Consider the following 13,627-nt stretch of genomic DNA (forward strand, 5'->3'; position numbering starts at 1 on the left):
GCGCGGTGTGCCGCGCCTTTACGCCGCCGGGCCTTTCTTCAATCCGACCATAAATTCCTTAAACGCATCGCGCAGCGGAGCGAACACCGGGTGTTTGCGGTTTTCGATCATCACTTCGGAGAACAGCTTCAAGCCTACGGCGAAGGCCGCGCTCTGCTCGGGGCCGAAGTTCAGATCGTCACGCGCCCGGATGCGCTCGACGATCTCGAGAATATCGTCGTGGTTGGTCACTTCAAAACTCAGCGGCGCTTTCTCGACGGGATTGCCCTGGCGATCGCTCAGGGCTTCAACGGTAATAGTAAAACGGTGGCCGGGCATCAGTTCTTCTCCTGCTGCGTGGGTTGAATATGCATTTCGCTTTCGATCGCCGCCACGGCGGTCAGCAACGCGGCGTTGATGCGCTCCACCTGCTGCGGCGTAAGATCGGCGCGCATCACGTTGCCGCGCAGCAGGCTGCGCAGGCGGTTCATGGCGTCGTAGATGCCTTCCGCCAGGTTGCCGTGCCGATGATGCTCGCGGCCGGCGCCCGCCAGGCGCGCCAGAATGACGTCAACCGCCTGTTGATGCTTTTGCAGCTCGCCCTCGCCCGCCGCGGTGATGCGGTAGCTTTTGCGGCCGTTGCCGGTGGTGAGCGGCTCAAGGAAATCCTGCTCTTCCAGCAGCGTCAGCGTGGGGTAAATCACCCCCGGGCTCGGCACGTACAGGCCGGAAGAGGCTTCCTCAATCGCCTTGATCAGCTCATAGCCGTGGCTGGGCTTGCGCGCCACCAGCGCCAGCAGCACCAGGCGCAGATCGCCGTGTTCGAACAGACGATGACGCCCGCCCCGGCCGCCGCGCCCACCCCGGCCGTGCTCTTCGCCGTCGCCGCCGAAATGATGGCGCCCGCCGCGATGACGGCGGCCCTCTTCACATTCATGATGGTGATGGTGATGCCGGTGTAAACCTAATCGATGAAACATAGGGTGATACCTCGCTTTAACAGTGAACATCAATACGAGGTTGTTTAGATATATCTAAACAGCGTCGATAACGCTAATCTAGATCGATATATCTAAATGCGCAAGCGCGCACCGATAAAAAGATATATCTAAATTTCAGGCATAAAAAAAGCGCTGTAAAAACAGCGCTTTTTATCAATCAGGGAAAGTGATTACTTGGCGGAAGCCAGCACTTCGCTGACGATTTCGACCGCTTCATGCTCAATCTTCTCGCGGTGTTCCGCGCCGAGGAAGCTCTCGCAATAGATCTTGTAAGCCTCTTCGGTACCGGAAGGACGGGCCGCGAACCAGCCGTTGTCGGTCATCACTTTCAGCCCGCCGATCGAGGCGCCGTTACCCGGTGCCGCGGTCAAACGTGCGGTGATCGGATCCCCGCCCAGCGTACTGGCCTTGACCATCTCCGGCGACAGCTTGGACAGCGCCGCTTTCTGCGCATGGGTTGCCGGCGCCTGGATGCGGTTATAGCTCGGCGCACCGAAACGCTTGGCCAGATCGTCATAGTGATGCTGCGGATTCTCACCGGTTACCGCGGTGATTTCAGCCGCCAGCAGGCACATGATGATGCCGTCTTTGTCCGTCGACCACGGCTGGCCGTTGAAGCGCAGGAACGAAGCCCCGGCGCTCTCTTCGCCGCCGAAGCCCAGGCTGCCGTCGAACAGGCCGTCCACAAACCATTTGAAACCGACCGGCACTTCCACCAGCTTGCGGCCCAGGTCGGCCACCACGCGGTCGATCATCGCGCTGGACACCAGCGTTTTACCGACTGCGACATCGGCGCCCCACTGCGGGCGATGTTGGAACAGGTAGTTGATGGCTACCGCCAGATAGTGGTTCGGGTTCATCAGGCCTTTCGGCGTGACAATGCCGTGGCGGTCGTAATCCGGATCGTTGGCGAACGCCAGATCGAATTTGTCGCGCAGCGCCAGCAGGCCGGCCATCGCCGACTCGGACGAGCAGTCCATGCGGATGATGCCGTCGTGATCCAGGTGCATAAAGCGGAAGGTCTGATCGATGGAATCGTTCACCAGCGTCAGATCCAGCTTGTAGTGTTCCGCCACGCGCTGCCAATAGGCGATGCCGGAGCCGCCGAGCGGATCCACTCCCAGCTTCAGGCCGGCGCGTTGAATGGCCGGCATGTCGACCACCTCAACCAGGCCTTCGACATAAGGCTGCACCAGGTCTTTGGCGTGCAGGTGGCCACTGTTCCAGGCCTTGTCCAGCGACTGGCGCTGAACGCCTTTCAGCTGCTGCGCCAGCAGTTCGTTGGCGCGCTTCTCGATCACCGACGTCAGGTTGGTGTCAGCCGGGCCGCCGTTCGGCGGATTGTATTTGATGCCGCCGTCTTCCGGCGGGTTGTGGGACGGCGTAATGACGATGCCGTCGGCCTGCGCGCCGCCGCGGCGGTTGTGGCACAGAATGGCGTGCGATACCGCCGGCGTTGGCGTGAAACCGTTATTTTCCTGCACGATCACATCGACGCCGTTGGCGGTCAGCACTTCCAGCACGGAAATGAAGGCCGGCTCAGACAGCGCATGGGTGTCTTTGCCCACGTAGCACGGGCCGGTGGTGCCCTGCTGATGACGAACTTCGGCGATCGCCTGAGCGATGGCGAGGATGTGCGCTTCGTTGAAGCTGTGGCGCTGCGCGCTGCCGCGGTGGCCGGAGGTGCCAAACTTCACCGCGTGTGCGGCATTGCCGGCTTCAGGTTGCAGCACATAGTACTGCGACGTCAGCTGGGCTACGTTGATCAGATCGCTTTGGCGGGCGGGCTGCCCGGCACGTGGATTATTCGCCATCGACATATCTCCCTCATCCCTGTCGGTGACCGGGCAATACGTCGCGCACGGCCAGCATGACGGGCTGTTCGCTAAATTAGACGGTACCGCAAACTTTCTCGATCAGTTCCGCCGGGAACTGCATCGTCTGCATGATGTGTTCGATCATGCTGCGTTTGCGGCCGGTATTGGTATTGGTGATCACCCAGTAAGGGGTGCCCGGTACATGCTTCGGCTTGGTGTGCGTGCCGTTGGCCAGCAGGGTCTGCTGATCGCCGGCGAAATAGGTGCGGGTACGGCCGGTCAACGCCTCGGTAGCGGCGGCGAAACCGGCGGCATCGAGGGTGTACAGCGTGGACAGCACCAGCATGAAACGGTTGACCGCTTTGTTCTGCTCGGCGTATTCATCCGATAACAGCAGCTCACGCATGGCGCGCACGCGATCCCGCGGACGCTGCGCCGGCGCCGCTTTTTCCAGCTCGACGGACTGCGGGGCACTGGCGGCAGGCAACGCGCGCACCGGCTGCCCGGCGGTGAATTTCAACATGCGGCGTAAAATATCGGACGCGCTTTCACCGATGTGTTGCGTGTGGCTGGCAATATAACGGTAAAGCTCTTCGTCGACTTCAATAGTTTTCATCTTTATCCAATACTGTTTTTTCTACTTAGAACCTGAAGCCAGATCCTGCATTCAAGCCATGGGATTATAAGGTTAAAAGCGCTGGGGCGAACACAACAATGTGCCTCCGGACGGCAAATGCAGACTAATACCTATAGCCGGCACTGCCAAGCCCGCGCCGCGAAAATTCCGCATGATTCATCGTGCGATTCAATCATGATACCCTAATCTGAATCTCTCTCAGTATGAACTTCGCCATGAAATTACATTATCAACTGCTGGCCGCCGAGTCAGACGCACTGCCGGTGCTGCTGATCCACGGGCTGTTCGGCAATCTGGACAACCTGGGCGTGCTGGCGCGCGATCTGCATAAACAGCACACGGTGATCAAGGTCGATCTGCGCAATCACGGCCTCTCCCCGCGCGCCGACGACATGAACTACCCCGCCATGGCGCAGGATCTGCTGGCGCTGCTCGACGAACTGCAGCTGGAGAAAGCGATCGTCATCGGCCATTCGATGGGCGGCAAAGCGGCGATGGCGCTGACCGCCATCGCGCCCGAGCGCGTCGCCAGGCTGATCGTTATCGACGTCGCGCCGGTGGATTACCAGACCCGCCGCCACGACGAGATTTTCGCCGCGCTGAATGCCATCAGCGCCGCCGGCATCACCCAGCGCCAGGCGGCCGCCGAGCTGATGCGCGACTACCTGCAGGAAGAAGGCGTGATCCAGTTCCTGCTGAAGTCATTCCACAACGGCGAATGGCGCTTCAACCTGCCGGTGCTGATCGCACGCTACGAAGACATCACCGGCTGGCAGGAAGTCCCGGCCTGGCCGCACCCGACCCTGTTCATTCGCGGCGGCCTGTCGCCGTACGTGCAGGACAGTTACCGTGCGGACATCGCCCGCCAGTTCCCGCAGGCCCGCGCGCACGTCGTCGCCGGTACCGGCCATTGGGTGCACGCCGAAAAACCGGAAGCGGTGCTGCGCGCCATCCACCGTTTCCTCGACGAAGCCTGAAAAACACGCTCCCCTGGCGAAAAAACGCGCTAAAGATAACGGCTTAGCGCGTTTAGCCCGCAGTTAGGCATTGTCGCCGCTCCATCTGCTGGGGTAATATGGCGCGCTATAATTTTGCCGCCGCGCCAGCGCGTTCACGAACGCCGGTTCGGGGGTGAATTTGGGTTAGGGTTTATTGGCCCGAAGTGTGTTAACCGATGCCTCCGGAAGCGTGCGAGCGCTTTTTGATGCAAACTCCCTTGCAGTACCGCTACCTATGGCAAAAGAACAAACGGATCGCACGACGCTGGATCTGTTCGCAGATGAACGCCGTCCGGGGCGCCCGAAAACCAACCCGCTCTCCCGCGATGAACAGCTTAGAATCAATAAGCGCAATCAGTTACGGCGCGATAAAGTGCGTGGATTGCGGCGCGTAGAGCTGAAAATCAACGCGGATGCGGTGGACGCCCTGAACAAACTGGCGGAACAGCGCAACATCAGCCGCAGCGAACTCATCGAGCAGATGCTGTTGGCGCAACTGGCGGAAGAACAGCCGGAACATTGATCTCTTCGGCCGCACGCGCGGCGCGGCGTTAAGGACAACGCCGGATCGACCACGCTTTTCTTCATTCTCCGGCATCGCATAAATGCGATAAAACCCCGGCGCCACTTTCTGGCATGATACGCATTTACCGGCTAGAGACTGCGCCTGTCGGCGCCCGCCCCGGAGGCGAAAGGCTCTTGCCATGGCATCATTTTAATCGGCGTCAGCGGCGGCAGTGCCGGCGTCGAGTAATGCAATTACTTGAATTTAAAGGTTATACGCGATATGGCTACTGTAGGCATTTTCTTTGGCAGCGACACTGGCAATACCGAAAACATTGCCAAAATGATCCAGAAAATTCTCCAGAAACAGTTTGGCGACGACGTCTCTGAAGTGCATGACATCGCTAAAAGCAGCAAAGAAGACCTGGAAGGGTTCGATATCCTGCTGCTGGGTATCCCGACCTGGTACTACGGTGAAGCACAGTGTGACTGGGATGATTTCTTCCCGACGCTGGAAGAAGTCGACTTCAACGGCAAACTGGTGGCGCTGTTCGGCTGCGGCGACCAGGAAGACTACGCGGAATACTTCTGTGACGCGATGGGCACCATCCGCGACATCATCGAACCGCGCGGCGCGGCCATCGTGGGCCACTGGCCGACCAAAGGCTACCACTTCGAGGCCTCCAAAGGCCTGGCGGACGACGATCACTTCATTGGTTTGGCGATCGACGAAGACCGCCAGCCGGAGCTGACCAACGAACGCGTGGACGCCTGGGTCAAACAGATCGTCGAAGAGCTGAGCCTGGCCGATATCGTCGGCTAAGCCCCGGTGCTGGCGAAAGGTTGAACAAAGGCCCTGTAAAGTGCATAGTGTGCCCACAGGGCCGTCATCGGCAGCAGGGATTGCTGCGATAGAAGCTACAGATTTGTAACTTCCCACCCCGTCACGGTAGACTGAGATATCGGTTTATCCCATCCATCAAGGCGTTGCATGCAAAACATGCAATAGTGCAATTATATCTTTGTTAACAACCGGCGGTTTCTATTTAGTACAACCGGTTCTATAATGAGACGCATTAACTCTTTGTGCCGACCGATGCCACAGGCGAGTACGCCTCAACTTGATTAGCATAGTAACAGGACTGAATTCGCATGACCGACAACAACATCGCACTGAAGAAGGCCGGCTTAAAAGTCACGCTTCCGCGACTCAAAATCCTGGAAGTACTGCAAAATCCGGAATGCCATCACGTCAGTGCGGAAGATTTGTACAAAAAACTGATTGATATGGGCGAAGAGATCGGGCTGGCAACGGTTTATCGCGTACTGAACCAGTTTGACGATGCGGGCATTGTGACACGTCACAATTTCGAAGGCGGCAAGTCCGTGTTCGAGCTGACCCAACAGCATCACCACGATCACCTGATTTGCCTGGACTGCGGCAAAGTGATTGAATTCAGCGACGAATCCATCGAAGTTCGCCAGCGTGATATCGCCAAGCAGCACGGCATCAAGCTCACCAACCACAGCCTGTACCTGTACGGCCACTGCGAAACCGGTGACTGTCGTGAAGACGAAACGCTGCACGACAAGAAATAAGCCTGACCGGCTATGAAAAACCGCCTCACACCGAGGCGGTTTTTTTATGCCCGCCGTGCAACGGGCAAAAAAATCCCCGGACCAGCCGGGGAAAATCATGTCATGAAATATCACAATTACAGCGGCACTGCGACTCCACGTACTACTCTCACTTCAACGTCCGCCCCGCGCCGACACGCGCGAAGGCAGACGCATTCCCCCTTCGTTATACGGCCTGCCGCCGGGCAGCAGGCCGTTGCACCGGGCTTAAACCTTCTCGGCGCGGCTGTAGCGTTTACCGTCCGGGCTGACCGAACGCACCTGAACGTCACCGGAAACCGCCGGTTTGGCCTTGGCGTCATAGCGCTGCCACTGCTTGCCGCCGTCGGTGGAATACTCGATGCCCAATCCCGGCAGCGCGATATTCGCCTCCAGCTTGCCGCCCGCTACGCGCGCGCCCGGCACCGGCAGACGGTAAGCGACGCCGCCTTTGTCCAGCTTGGCCAGTTCACGCTGGCCCAGAATATTGGCGAAGCGCAGCCAGTCTTTCTCCAGCGCCTTGGTATCGACAAAGTGGGTTTCCCCGCCTTTGTATTCGCGGCCGGCGCGATAGTCCTGCTCCCAACCGGCGCGGTGCCAGGCGCGTTCCGCCACCGACAGCGCGCGTGGGAAGATCATGTATTCCATCTGCGGATCGGTGCGCTGGGTTTCGCTCCACAGCTGAGCGGACAGCCCGTAGGCGCCCGGCCACGGCTTGTCACTCTTAGCGCTGAAGGGGTTGCCGTCGCGGTCGACCGAGGTTTCCGCGTTCTGCGGCATGTTGTCCGGCGCGAAGCTGAACACCTTGCGCTCGTCGCTGAAGCGGGTGCCCCAGTAGTAACCGCGCTCGTCCGGGTTCACCTCGTAAGGGAAGTCCATATAGACGTAGTCCGGGTTGGAAACCACCACTTCATACCCTTTGTTGGCCCAGTCGTTGACGCTATCGAAACCGCCCCAGTACAGGGTATCCCAGAAGTTGACGCCCACGCGCGAGGTGGCGAACGCCTTCGCGCTCTCGGCGTCTTTCAGGCCGTCCTGCCAGGCCTGCATTCTGTCGATGCCGTGCGCCTTCACCAGCTTGCTGACCTCTTGGCCGAAGTAGCTCGGCAGGTGCTCCATGTCGGCCACCTTGCCTTCTTTGATCATCGTCTGGCACACCTGCGACTTGGCCCACGGCTTGTCTTCGTTGCTCTGATCGATGATGCCTTTGCCCGGCTCCGGTTTCGCCTTGTCGGTATAGCCGGCGCCCAGGCGAATGTTTTTCGCTTCGTCGCCGCCGAAGTGCCAGGTCTTGATCGGCTGGCCGGCTTCTTTATGCATCTGGGCGATTTCGCCGATCACCTTGTCGACAAAGCGCTGGGAAGAGTCCAGGCACGGGTTCAGGTAGCTCTGGCGGTTAAAGAACTGCACGGAGGTGGTGTTGGAGGTATCGGTCGGATCCACCAGGCGGAATTCGTTGGCCTCCTGCTCTTTCCCGGCGGCATGCAGCTTTTTATAGCGCGCTTCCATCGAGACCACCGCGGCGCGGGCGTGCGCCGGCATGTCGATCTCCGGGATCACTTCAATCTGGCGCGCCTGGGCGTATTTGATGATGTCGATATAGTCCTGACGGCTGAAGAAGCCGCCGTAGACGTCCGGCCCCTGGCCGTACTGCGGCAGCAGGCAGGTGGTTTCGCTCAGATCGTGGCAGCGCTGGCCGCCGACTTCCGTCAGCTCAGGCAAACCGGGGATCTCGATGCGCCAGCCTTCGTCATCGCTCAGGTGGAAGTGGAATTTGTTGAGCTTGTAGGCCGCCATCTGATCCAGCAGGCGCAGCACCGCGTCCTTCTTATGGAAGTTGCGCGCCACGTCGAGGAAAATGCCGCGATACTCGAAGCGCGGTGCATCGCTGGCGTCCAGCGTGGCGATCTTGCCGCTGCCGTCGCTCGGCACTAACGACAGGATCGACTGCAGCCCGTAGAACACCCCGGCCTGATCGAAACCGATCACTCGCGCCTCTTTCTTGCCGATTTTCAACTCATAGGCGCCTGACACCGCCATCGCGCCTTTAAACTTGCCCGGCTGAATGTCGGTCTTGATAGGATAGCCGTTGGCCTGAACCGGCACGCCCAGCAGCGCAAAGCGCTGGTTGACGGCGTCCGCCGCCGGCTTGACCAGCGTGCTCAGATCCGGTGCCACGCCGTTACGCAGATCGGCATCCTGCGCGTGCACTTTCACCTGCATCGGCGTCGGCACGATCTGGCCGCGCAGCGCGCCGGCAGGCAGCGTCTGCAGATCGGCATTGCTGACAAAGCGCGAAGCCGGCGTCATCAGAATGTTTTTGTCGTCCTTGGTGCGCTTCCACTGGTCGCCGGTGAACGGCGCCACGAACTGATCCAGATTTTCGGTATCGGTATTCGCCAGCATTTTCGGCTTGGCGTCGCCGGACGTGGCATACCAGCGCGGCAGGAAGTCGTTTCTGAACAACTGCCAGTATTCGGCCACCACTGGAATTTCCACCGCCTTACCGGCCGGGAAACCGCTGAATTTGGCGGTCGGCTCCAGCTTGTACAGATCGCCGGTGAGGTGAGCGATCTTGAACTGGTCGTTGTCCACCCGCAGAGTCTGGCGCGGGCTGTGGAAATAGATGACCCAGTCTTTGCCGTCGATCGCCTGGCCGTCGTTGCTGAGGGTGAACAACACCCGGTTGCAAGAGGCCCAGTCGGCGCCCAGCGCCGCGCAATCCACGCCGTTTTCGCCGGCGCGGTTATCCAGCATTTTCACGTTCAGCTTCAGCTGACTCAGTTGATCCACCAGCTGTTGATCAGCCATGGCGTTTCCCATGCCGCCCAGGAATCCCATCGTTGCCGTCAAAGCGGCTAATGCGCTCAGTTTGAATGCGTTCATGTTCTTGTCCTTCTTAATTATTGTTATCGCGAATTTCTTGCCACAGCTTGCCGCACTTGGCGTCGTAAGCCTGACCGTTGCCGCTGTGAACCGCCATAATGCAGTTCTGATAATCCATCACCCGCACCGTTTCCTGCGCGGCGAACTGCTGGTGCTGCTTCTCTTGCTTCAGCACGTTCAGCACCGCCTTGCAGGGCTGCAGACGCTCCGGTGAACCTTCGGCGGTGTTGATGCAGGCGCTGTAAGCCTGCTTCAATTTGGCGTCTTCCGGCGGCGCGGCGGGTTGCGCGCAGGCGCTCAAGGCCGCGGCGGCCGCCAACATCAGCATGATTTTTTTCATCGTTGAATTCCCTTAACTGCCCCCGGCGGCGAGGCCGGGGAACGCATCAGAAGATGGTGAATGGCGCGATGACCATGAACTTGACGTCTTTCTCGTCCTGGAAGATGTTGCCGTAACCGCCGCCCCAGCTCGGGATGTTGGTGTGGTTGTCATACTGGGTGTAGTGCAGCTTGATCAGCGTGCCCTTGGCGCGCCCTTCCTGGATGGTGTACATCGCGTCCAGGCTCCAGGCGCTCTCTTTCAGGCGCTGGCTTTGATCGTAGATCGGGTTGGTGCTCGGCTTGGCGTCCCAGGCGTAAACGTAGGAGCCGCCGACCGCCATGCCCGGCAGGTTCCAGTTGCTGAGGTCATACATCACTCCGGCGTACACCGCTTTCTCGCCGTTGGCGTTAAAGTCGGAGCGGTTGTCCCACCACACGTCCAGACGACCGTTGGACGAGGCGTAGGTTGGGGTCATGCGCTGCAGGAAGAAGCCCTGGTTGCCTTCCGCCTTGACCATGGTGCCTTCCAGACGCCAGTTGAACTGCCCGGTGGTGTAACCGAAGGTCAGCGCCTGCAGCCAGGCCAGGCCGTCGTAGATGCTGTTTGGATCGTTCTTGTCGCTGATGCGGTCTTCCGCACCGTAGAACTGGTAACTGGTGGTCAGCGGGTTGCCCAGCACATCGAATTTGTAAGACGCTTTAGTGAAGTATTGATTCACGTATCCCTGCGCCTGGCCGAAGGCGGCTTCCAGCACCAGATCGTTTTTGAAATCGTATTTGGCGCCCAGCGAGTGCAGGTAGGAGACGCGGGTTTTCCTGTCGTTCTGGCGGAAGTCGTCCACCTCGATATGCCACGGTGCCTTGTATTTGTCGGCCCACATGTAGGAGAAGCTCAACGCGCCGGCATCGCCGTAGTCGAACTTGGCGCCGGCTTCGGCCCCCTGATAGGTGCCCGGCATAAAGCTCCAGTGTGGCGCCAGCAGGGTTTGGCCGCTCGGCTGAATATAGCCGGCGCGCGCCCAGACCGGGCCGTATTTGAATTTGGCGGCGGCTTTGTACAGGCTGATGCCGCCCTTGTCACCGGAATAGTCTTCGTCGTAGGTCCGGTTTTTCGAGGAAAACGCGATCTCGTTCGGGTGGCCGCTGGCGCTGGATTCCGCCAGCTCGATAGCGGTGAAGGCACCGACGTCCAGACCGAACATATCCCAGGCGTAGCCCGAAGCGAAATCCAGGCTCAGGTTGGCGGTGGAGTGCGACAGGTTGGTGGTATATTGGTTGTAGTCCTTGCTGTCCGGATTGAGATCTTTACGGTCGCGCTCACGTTGCCAGTAATAGATGCCGCCGGTCAGCGTGGAATCATCGATAAACCCTGCGGCTTTCGCCTCAGGCGCCATGGCAAACCCTGTTCCCAACAGCGCGCCCGCGACTGCGAGCGCCAGCGTTTTACGCTGAGCACCGTGCGTACCCATATTGAAATTCCTCTTTGACTTAACTTAAAAGTTGCAGCCGCCTGTGTTCACCACTGCCCTGCACGACTGCCAATAAAAAACCCGAACGGGTAAAAAATATTGCCGACGAGATGTTATTCCCACAGCACTAATTGCTACAGACAGACTATTTTTCGCGACGCGAATTATCAAATGAAAAATGCGGGAGATTTGTCAAAGTATGACAAGGAGCACATATCAGTGAGATTTTGTTACGCCGGTGATCATGGAAGGTGTCGAATAAAAAATTCAATTAAATCAGAATAAATTGAGATACCAGGTCAACCAGAGACGATTAATGGTTTCAGCCTGACTAAATCCGTCAGTCAGGCGATAAAAATTGAAAGCGCTCTCTAAATGAAATTAATTCGCATCACGAATATATAAGCAAATATTAAGACTAACAAGGCCAATATCAGAAAGCTTATGGGTTAATGCGCCGTGATTAATTAAACGCGCTCCGGTTAAAATCAGAGAGGAATAGATCGCAGGTGAAACCATAGGCAAAAAAAAGCGCGGCCTAAGCCGCGCTGATTCATTAATTTTCTAGGCGAATAAGATTAGCCCTCGATTTTCGCCCAGGTGTCGCGCAGGCCGACGGTGCGGTTAAACACCAGATGCTCGGCCGACGAATAGCGACTGTCGGCGCAGAAGTAACCTTCACGCTCGAACTGATAGGCTTTCTCCGGCTGTGCGGCCGCCAGGCTCGGCTCGACGAAGCCGTGCTTGATCACCAGCGATTCCGGGTTGATGGTGGAGAGGAAATCTTCCGCCGCGCCCGGGTTAGGCACGCTGAACAGGCGATCGTACAGGCGAATTTCCGCCGGCAGCGCGTGCGCCGCGGACACCCAGTGGATCACGCCCTTCACCTTGCGGCCGTCTGCAGGATCTTTGCTCAACGTTTCCGCATCGTAGCTGCAGAAGATGGTGACGATCTCGCCCGCTTCGTCCTTCTCGACGCGCTCGGCCTTGATCACGTACGCATTGCGCAGACGCACTTCCTTGCCCAGAACCAAGCGCTTGTACTGCTTGTTGGCTTCTTCGCGGAAGTCGGCGCGATCGATATAGATCTCGCGGCTGAACGGCACATCGCGGCTGCCCATTTCCGGCTTGTTCGGGTGGTTAGGCATGGTGACCATTTCCACCGCATCGCCCATGTTCTCGATGACGATTTTCACCGGATCCAGCACCGCCATGGCGCGCGGCGCGTTCTCGTTCAGATCGTCGCGGATGCAGGATTCCAGCGCCACCATCTCGACGTTGTTGTCTTGCTTGGTCACGCCGATGCGCAGGCAGAACTCGCGAATCGAGGCGGCGGTATAACCGCGGCGGCGCAGACCGGAGACGGTTGGCATCCGCGGGTCGTCCCAGCCTTCGACGATCTTCTCGGTCACCAGCTGGTTCAGCTTGCGCTTCGACATGATGGCGTATTCGAGGTTGAGGCGCGAAAACTCGTACTGACGCGGGTGGCAAGGAATGGTGATGTTATCCAACACCCAGTCATACAGACGGCGGTTATCCTGGAATTCCAGGGTACACAGCGAATGGGTGATCCCTTCCAGCGCATCGGAAATGCAGTGGGTGAAATCGTACATCGGGTAGATGCACCATTTATTGCCGGTCTGGTGGTGTTCGGCGAACTTGATGCGGTACAGCACCGGATCGCGCATCACGATAAACGGCGAAGCCATATCGATCTTGGCGCGCAGGCAGGCGGCGCCTTCGGCGAACTCGCCGTTGCGCATCTTCTCGAACAGCGCCAGGTTCTCTTCCACGCTGCGATCGCGGTACGGGCTGTCTTTGCCCGGCGCGGTCAGGGTGCCGCGATATTCACGGATCTGCTCCGGCGACAGCTCATCGACGTAGGCCAGCCCCTTGGTGATCAGCTCGACCGCATACTGGTGCAGCTGATCGAAATAGTCTGAGGAGTAACGAACGTTGCCGCTCCACTCAAAGCCCAGCCACTCCACGTCGTGCTTGATTGACTCCACGAACTCGATGTCTTCTTTCACCGGGTTGGTGTCATCGAAACGCAGGTTGCACTGGCCCTGATAGTCCTTGGCGATGCCGAAGTTCAGGCAGATGGACTTGGCGTGGCCGATATGCAGATAGCCGTTAGGCTCCGGCGGGAAGCGGGTATGTACCGACGTGTGTTTCCCCGACGCCAGATCTTCATCGACGATCTGACGGATAAAATTGGTTGGGCGGGCTTCAGCCTCACTCATTTCACTGTTCCTCAATGCAAAGCGCTACACATAACCGCCTATGATCCAACAAGCCACGTCTGGAAACAACCGTTTGTTGCACGAAAAATGCGGCGCGTTGCCCCCTCGGCGCGCAGCGCACCGCCGTGGGGCGAAACGGGATAAAAAAAGCGGGA

Annotated in this window: 12 protein-coding genes; 4 read left to right on the forward strand and 8 right to left on the reverse strand. The window is 58.7% G+C overall.

All coding sequences use genetic code 11. The annotated features are described in order from the left end of the window. Positions 1 to 18: 18 nt before the first annotated feature. The 4 genes from ACJ8HN_RS11880 to seqA form a co-directional block, all read right to left on the reverse strand. Positions 19 to 318: a DUF3861 domain-containing protein gene (locus ACJ8HN_RS11880; RefSeq protein WP_033655173.1), complete on the reverse strand. Its 300-nt coding sequence runs from the start codon at positions 316 to 318 to the stop codon at positions 19 to 21. Next, entirely contained in the window at positions 318 to 959 is a 642-nt protein-coding gene (locus ACJ8HN_RS11885) for a PadR family transcriptional regulator (RefSeq protein WP_060420297.1), read from the reverse strand. The genes ACJ8HN_RS11880 and ACJ8HN_RS11885 overlap by 1 nt, the downstream gene beginning before the upstream one ends. 191 nt (positions 960 to 1,150) lie before the next feature. Then, positions 1,151 to 2,794: a phosphoglucomutase (alpha-D-glucose-1,6-bisphosphate-dependent) gene (pgm, locus tag ACJ8HN_RS11890; protein WP_033638690.1), complete on the reverse strand. Its 1,644-nt coding sequence runs from the start codon at positions 2,792 to 2,794 to the stop codon at positions 1,151 to 1,153. Positions 2,795 to 2,870: 76 nt separating this feature from the next. After that, positions 2,871 to 3,413 (reverse strand): replication initiation negative regulator SeqA, encoded by a 543-nt coding sequence (seqA, locus tag ACJ8HN_RS11895; RefSeq protein ID WP_442523449.1) that lies wholly within the window; start codon positions 3,411 to 3,413, stop codon positions 2,871 to 2,873. Between the two features lie 224 nt (positions 3,414 to 3,637). Here seqA and ybfF point away from each other — a divergent pair, with 224 nt between their 5' ends. The 4 genes from ybfF (at position 3,638) to fur (ending at position 6,535) form a co-directional block, all read left to right on the forward strand. Beyond that, positions 3,638 to 4,411: an esterase gene (gene ybfF / locus ACJ8HN_RS11900; RefSeq protein WP_442523450.1), complete on the forward strand. Its 774-nt coding sequence runs from the start codon at positions 3,638 to 3,640 to the stop codon at positions 4,409 to 4,411. A gap of 256 nt (positions 4,412 to 4,667) precedes the next feature. After that, positions 4,668 to 4,955, forward strand: coding sequence for a LexA regulated protein (ybfE, locus tag ACJ8HN_RS11905; RefSeq protein WP_004939936.1), 288 nt, complete (start codon positions 4,668 to 4,670; stop codon positions 4,953 to 4,955). 264 nt (positions 4,956 to 5,219) lie between these two features. Next, positions 5,220 to 5,759 carry a flavodoxin FldA gene (fldA, locus tag ACJ8HN_RS11910; RefSeq protein ID WP_025301862.1) on the forward strand — a complete coding sequence of 180 codons (540 nt, stop codon included), beginning with the start codon at positions 5,220 to 5,222 and terminating at the stop codon, positions 5,757 to 5,759. 329 nt (positions 5,760 to 6,088) lie between these two features. Further along, a complete protein-coding gene (gene fur / locus ACJ8HN_RS11915; protein ID WP_019454058.1) occupies positions 6,089 to 6,535 on the forward strand; it encodes a ferric iron uptake transcriptional regulator in 447 nt (148 codons plus the stop codon). Between the two features lie 246 nt (positions 6,536 to 6,781). Here fur and ACJ8HN_RS11920 read toward each other — a convergent pair whose 3' ends face one another. From ACJ8HN_RS11920 to glnS, 4 genes are all read right to left on the reverse strand, one after another. Next, positions 6,782 to 9,439, reverse strand: coding sequence for a beta-N-acetylhexosaminidase (locus tag ACJ8HN_RS11920; RefSeq protein WP_041033874.1), 2,658 nt, complete (start codon positions 9,437 to 9,439; stop codon positions 6,782 to 6,784). 13 nt (positions 9,440 to 9,452) lie between these two features. Further along, positions 9,453 to 9,779 carry a ChiQ/YbfN family lipoprotein gene (gene chiQ / locus ACJ8HN_RS11925; protein ID WP_004939944.1) on the reverse strand — a complete coding sequence of 109 codons (327 nt, stop codon included), beginning with the start codon at positions 9,777 to 9,779 and terminating at the stop codon, positions 9,453 to 9,455. 46 nt (positions 9,780 to 9,825) lie between these two features. Further along, positions 9,826 to 11,229 carry a chitoporin ChiP gene (chiP, locus tag ACJ8HN_RS11930; protein WP_047568891.1) on the reverse strand — a complete coding sequence of 468 codons (1,404 nt, stop codon included), beginning with the start codon at positions 11,227 to 11,229 and terminating at the stop codon, positions 9,826 to 9,828. Positions 11,230 to 11,807: 578 nt separating this feature from the next. Next, positions 11,808 to 13,472, reverse strand: coding sequence for a glutamine--tRNA ligase (gene glnS, locus ACJ8HN_RS11935; protein ID WP_033655303.1), 1,665 nt, complete (start codon positions 13,470 to 13,472; stop codon positions 11,808 to 11,810). Positions 13,473 to 13,627 lie beyond the last annotated feature (155 nt).

It is taken from the genome of Serratia sp. CY29653, from assembly GCF_052169255.1.
In the GTDB taxonomy this organism is placed as follows: Bacteria; Pseudomonadota; Gammaproteobacteria; order Enterobacterales; family Enterobacteriaceae; genus Serratia; species Serratia sarumanii.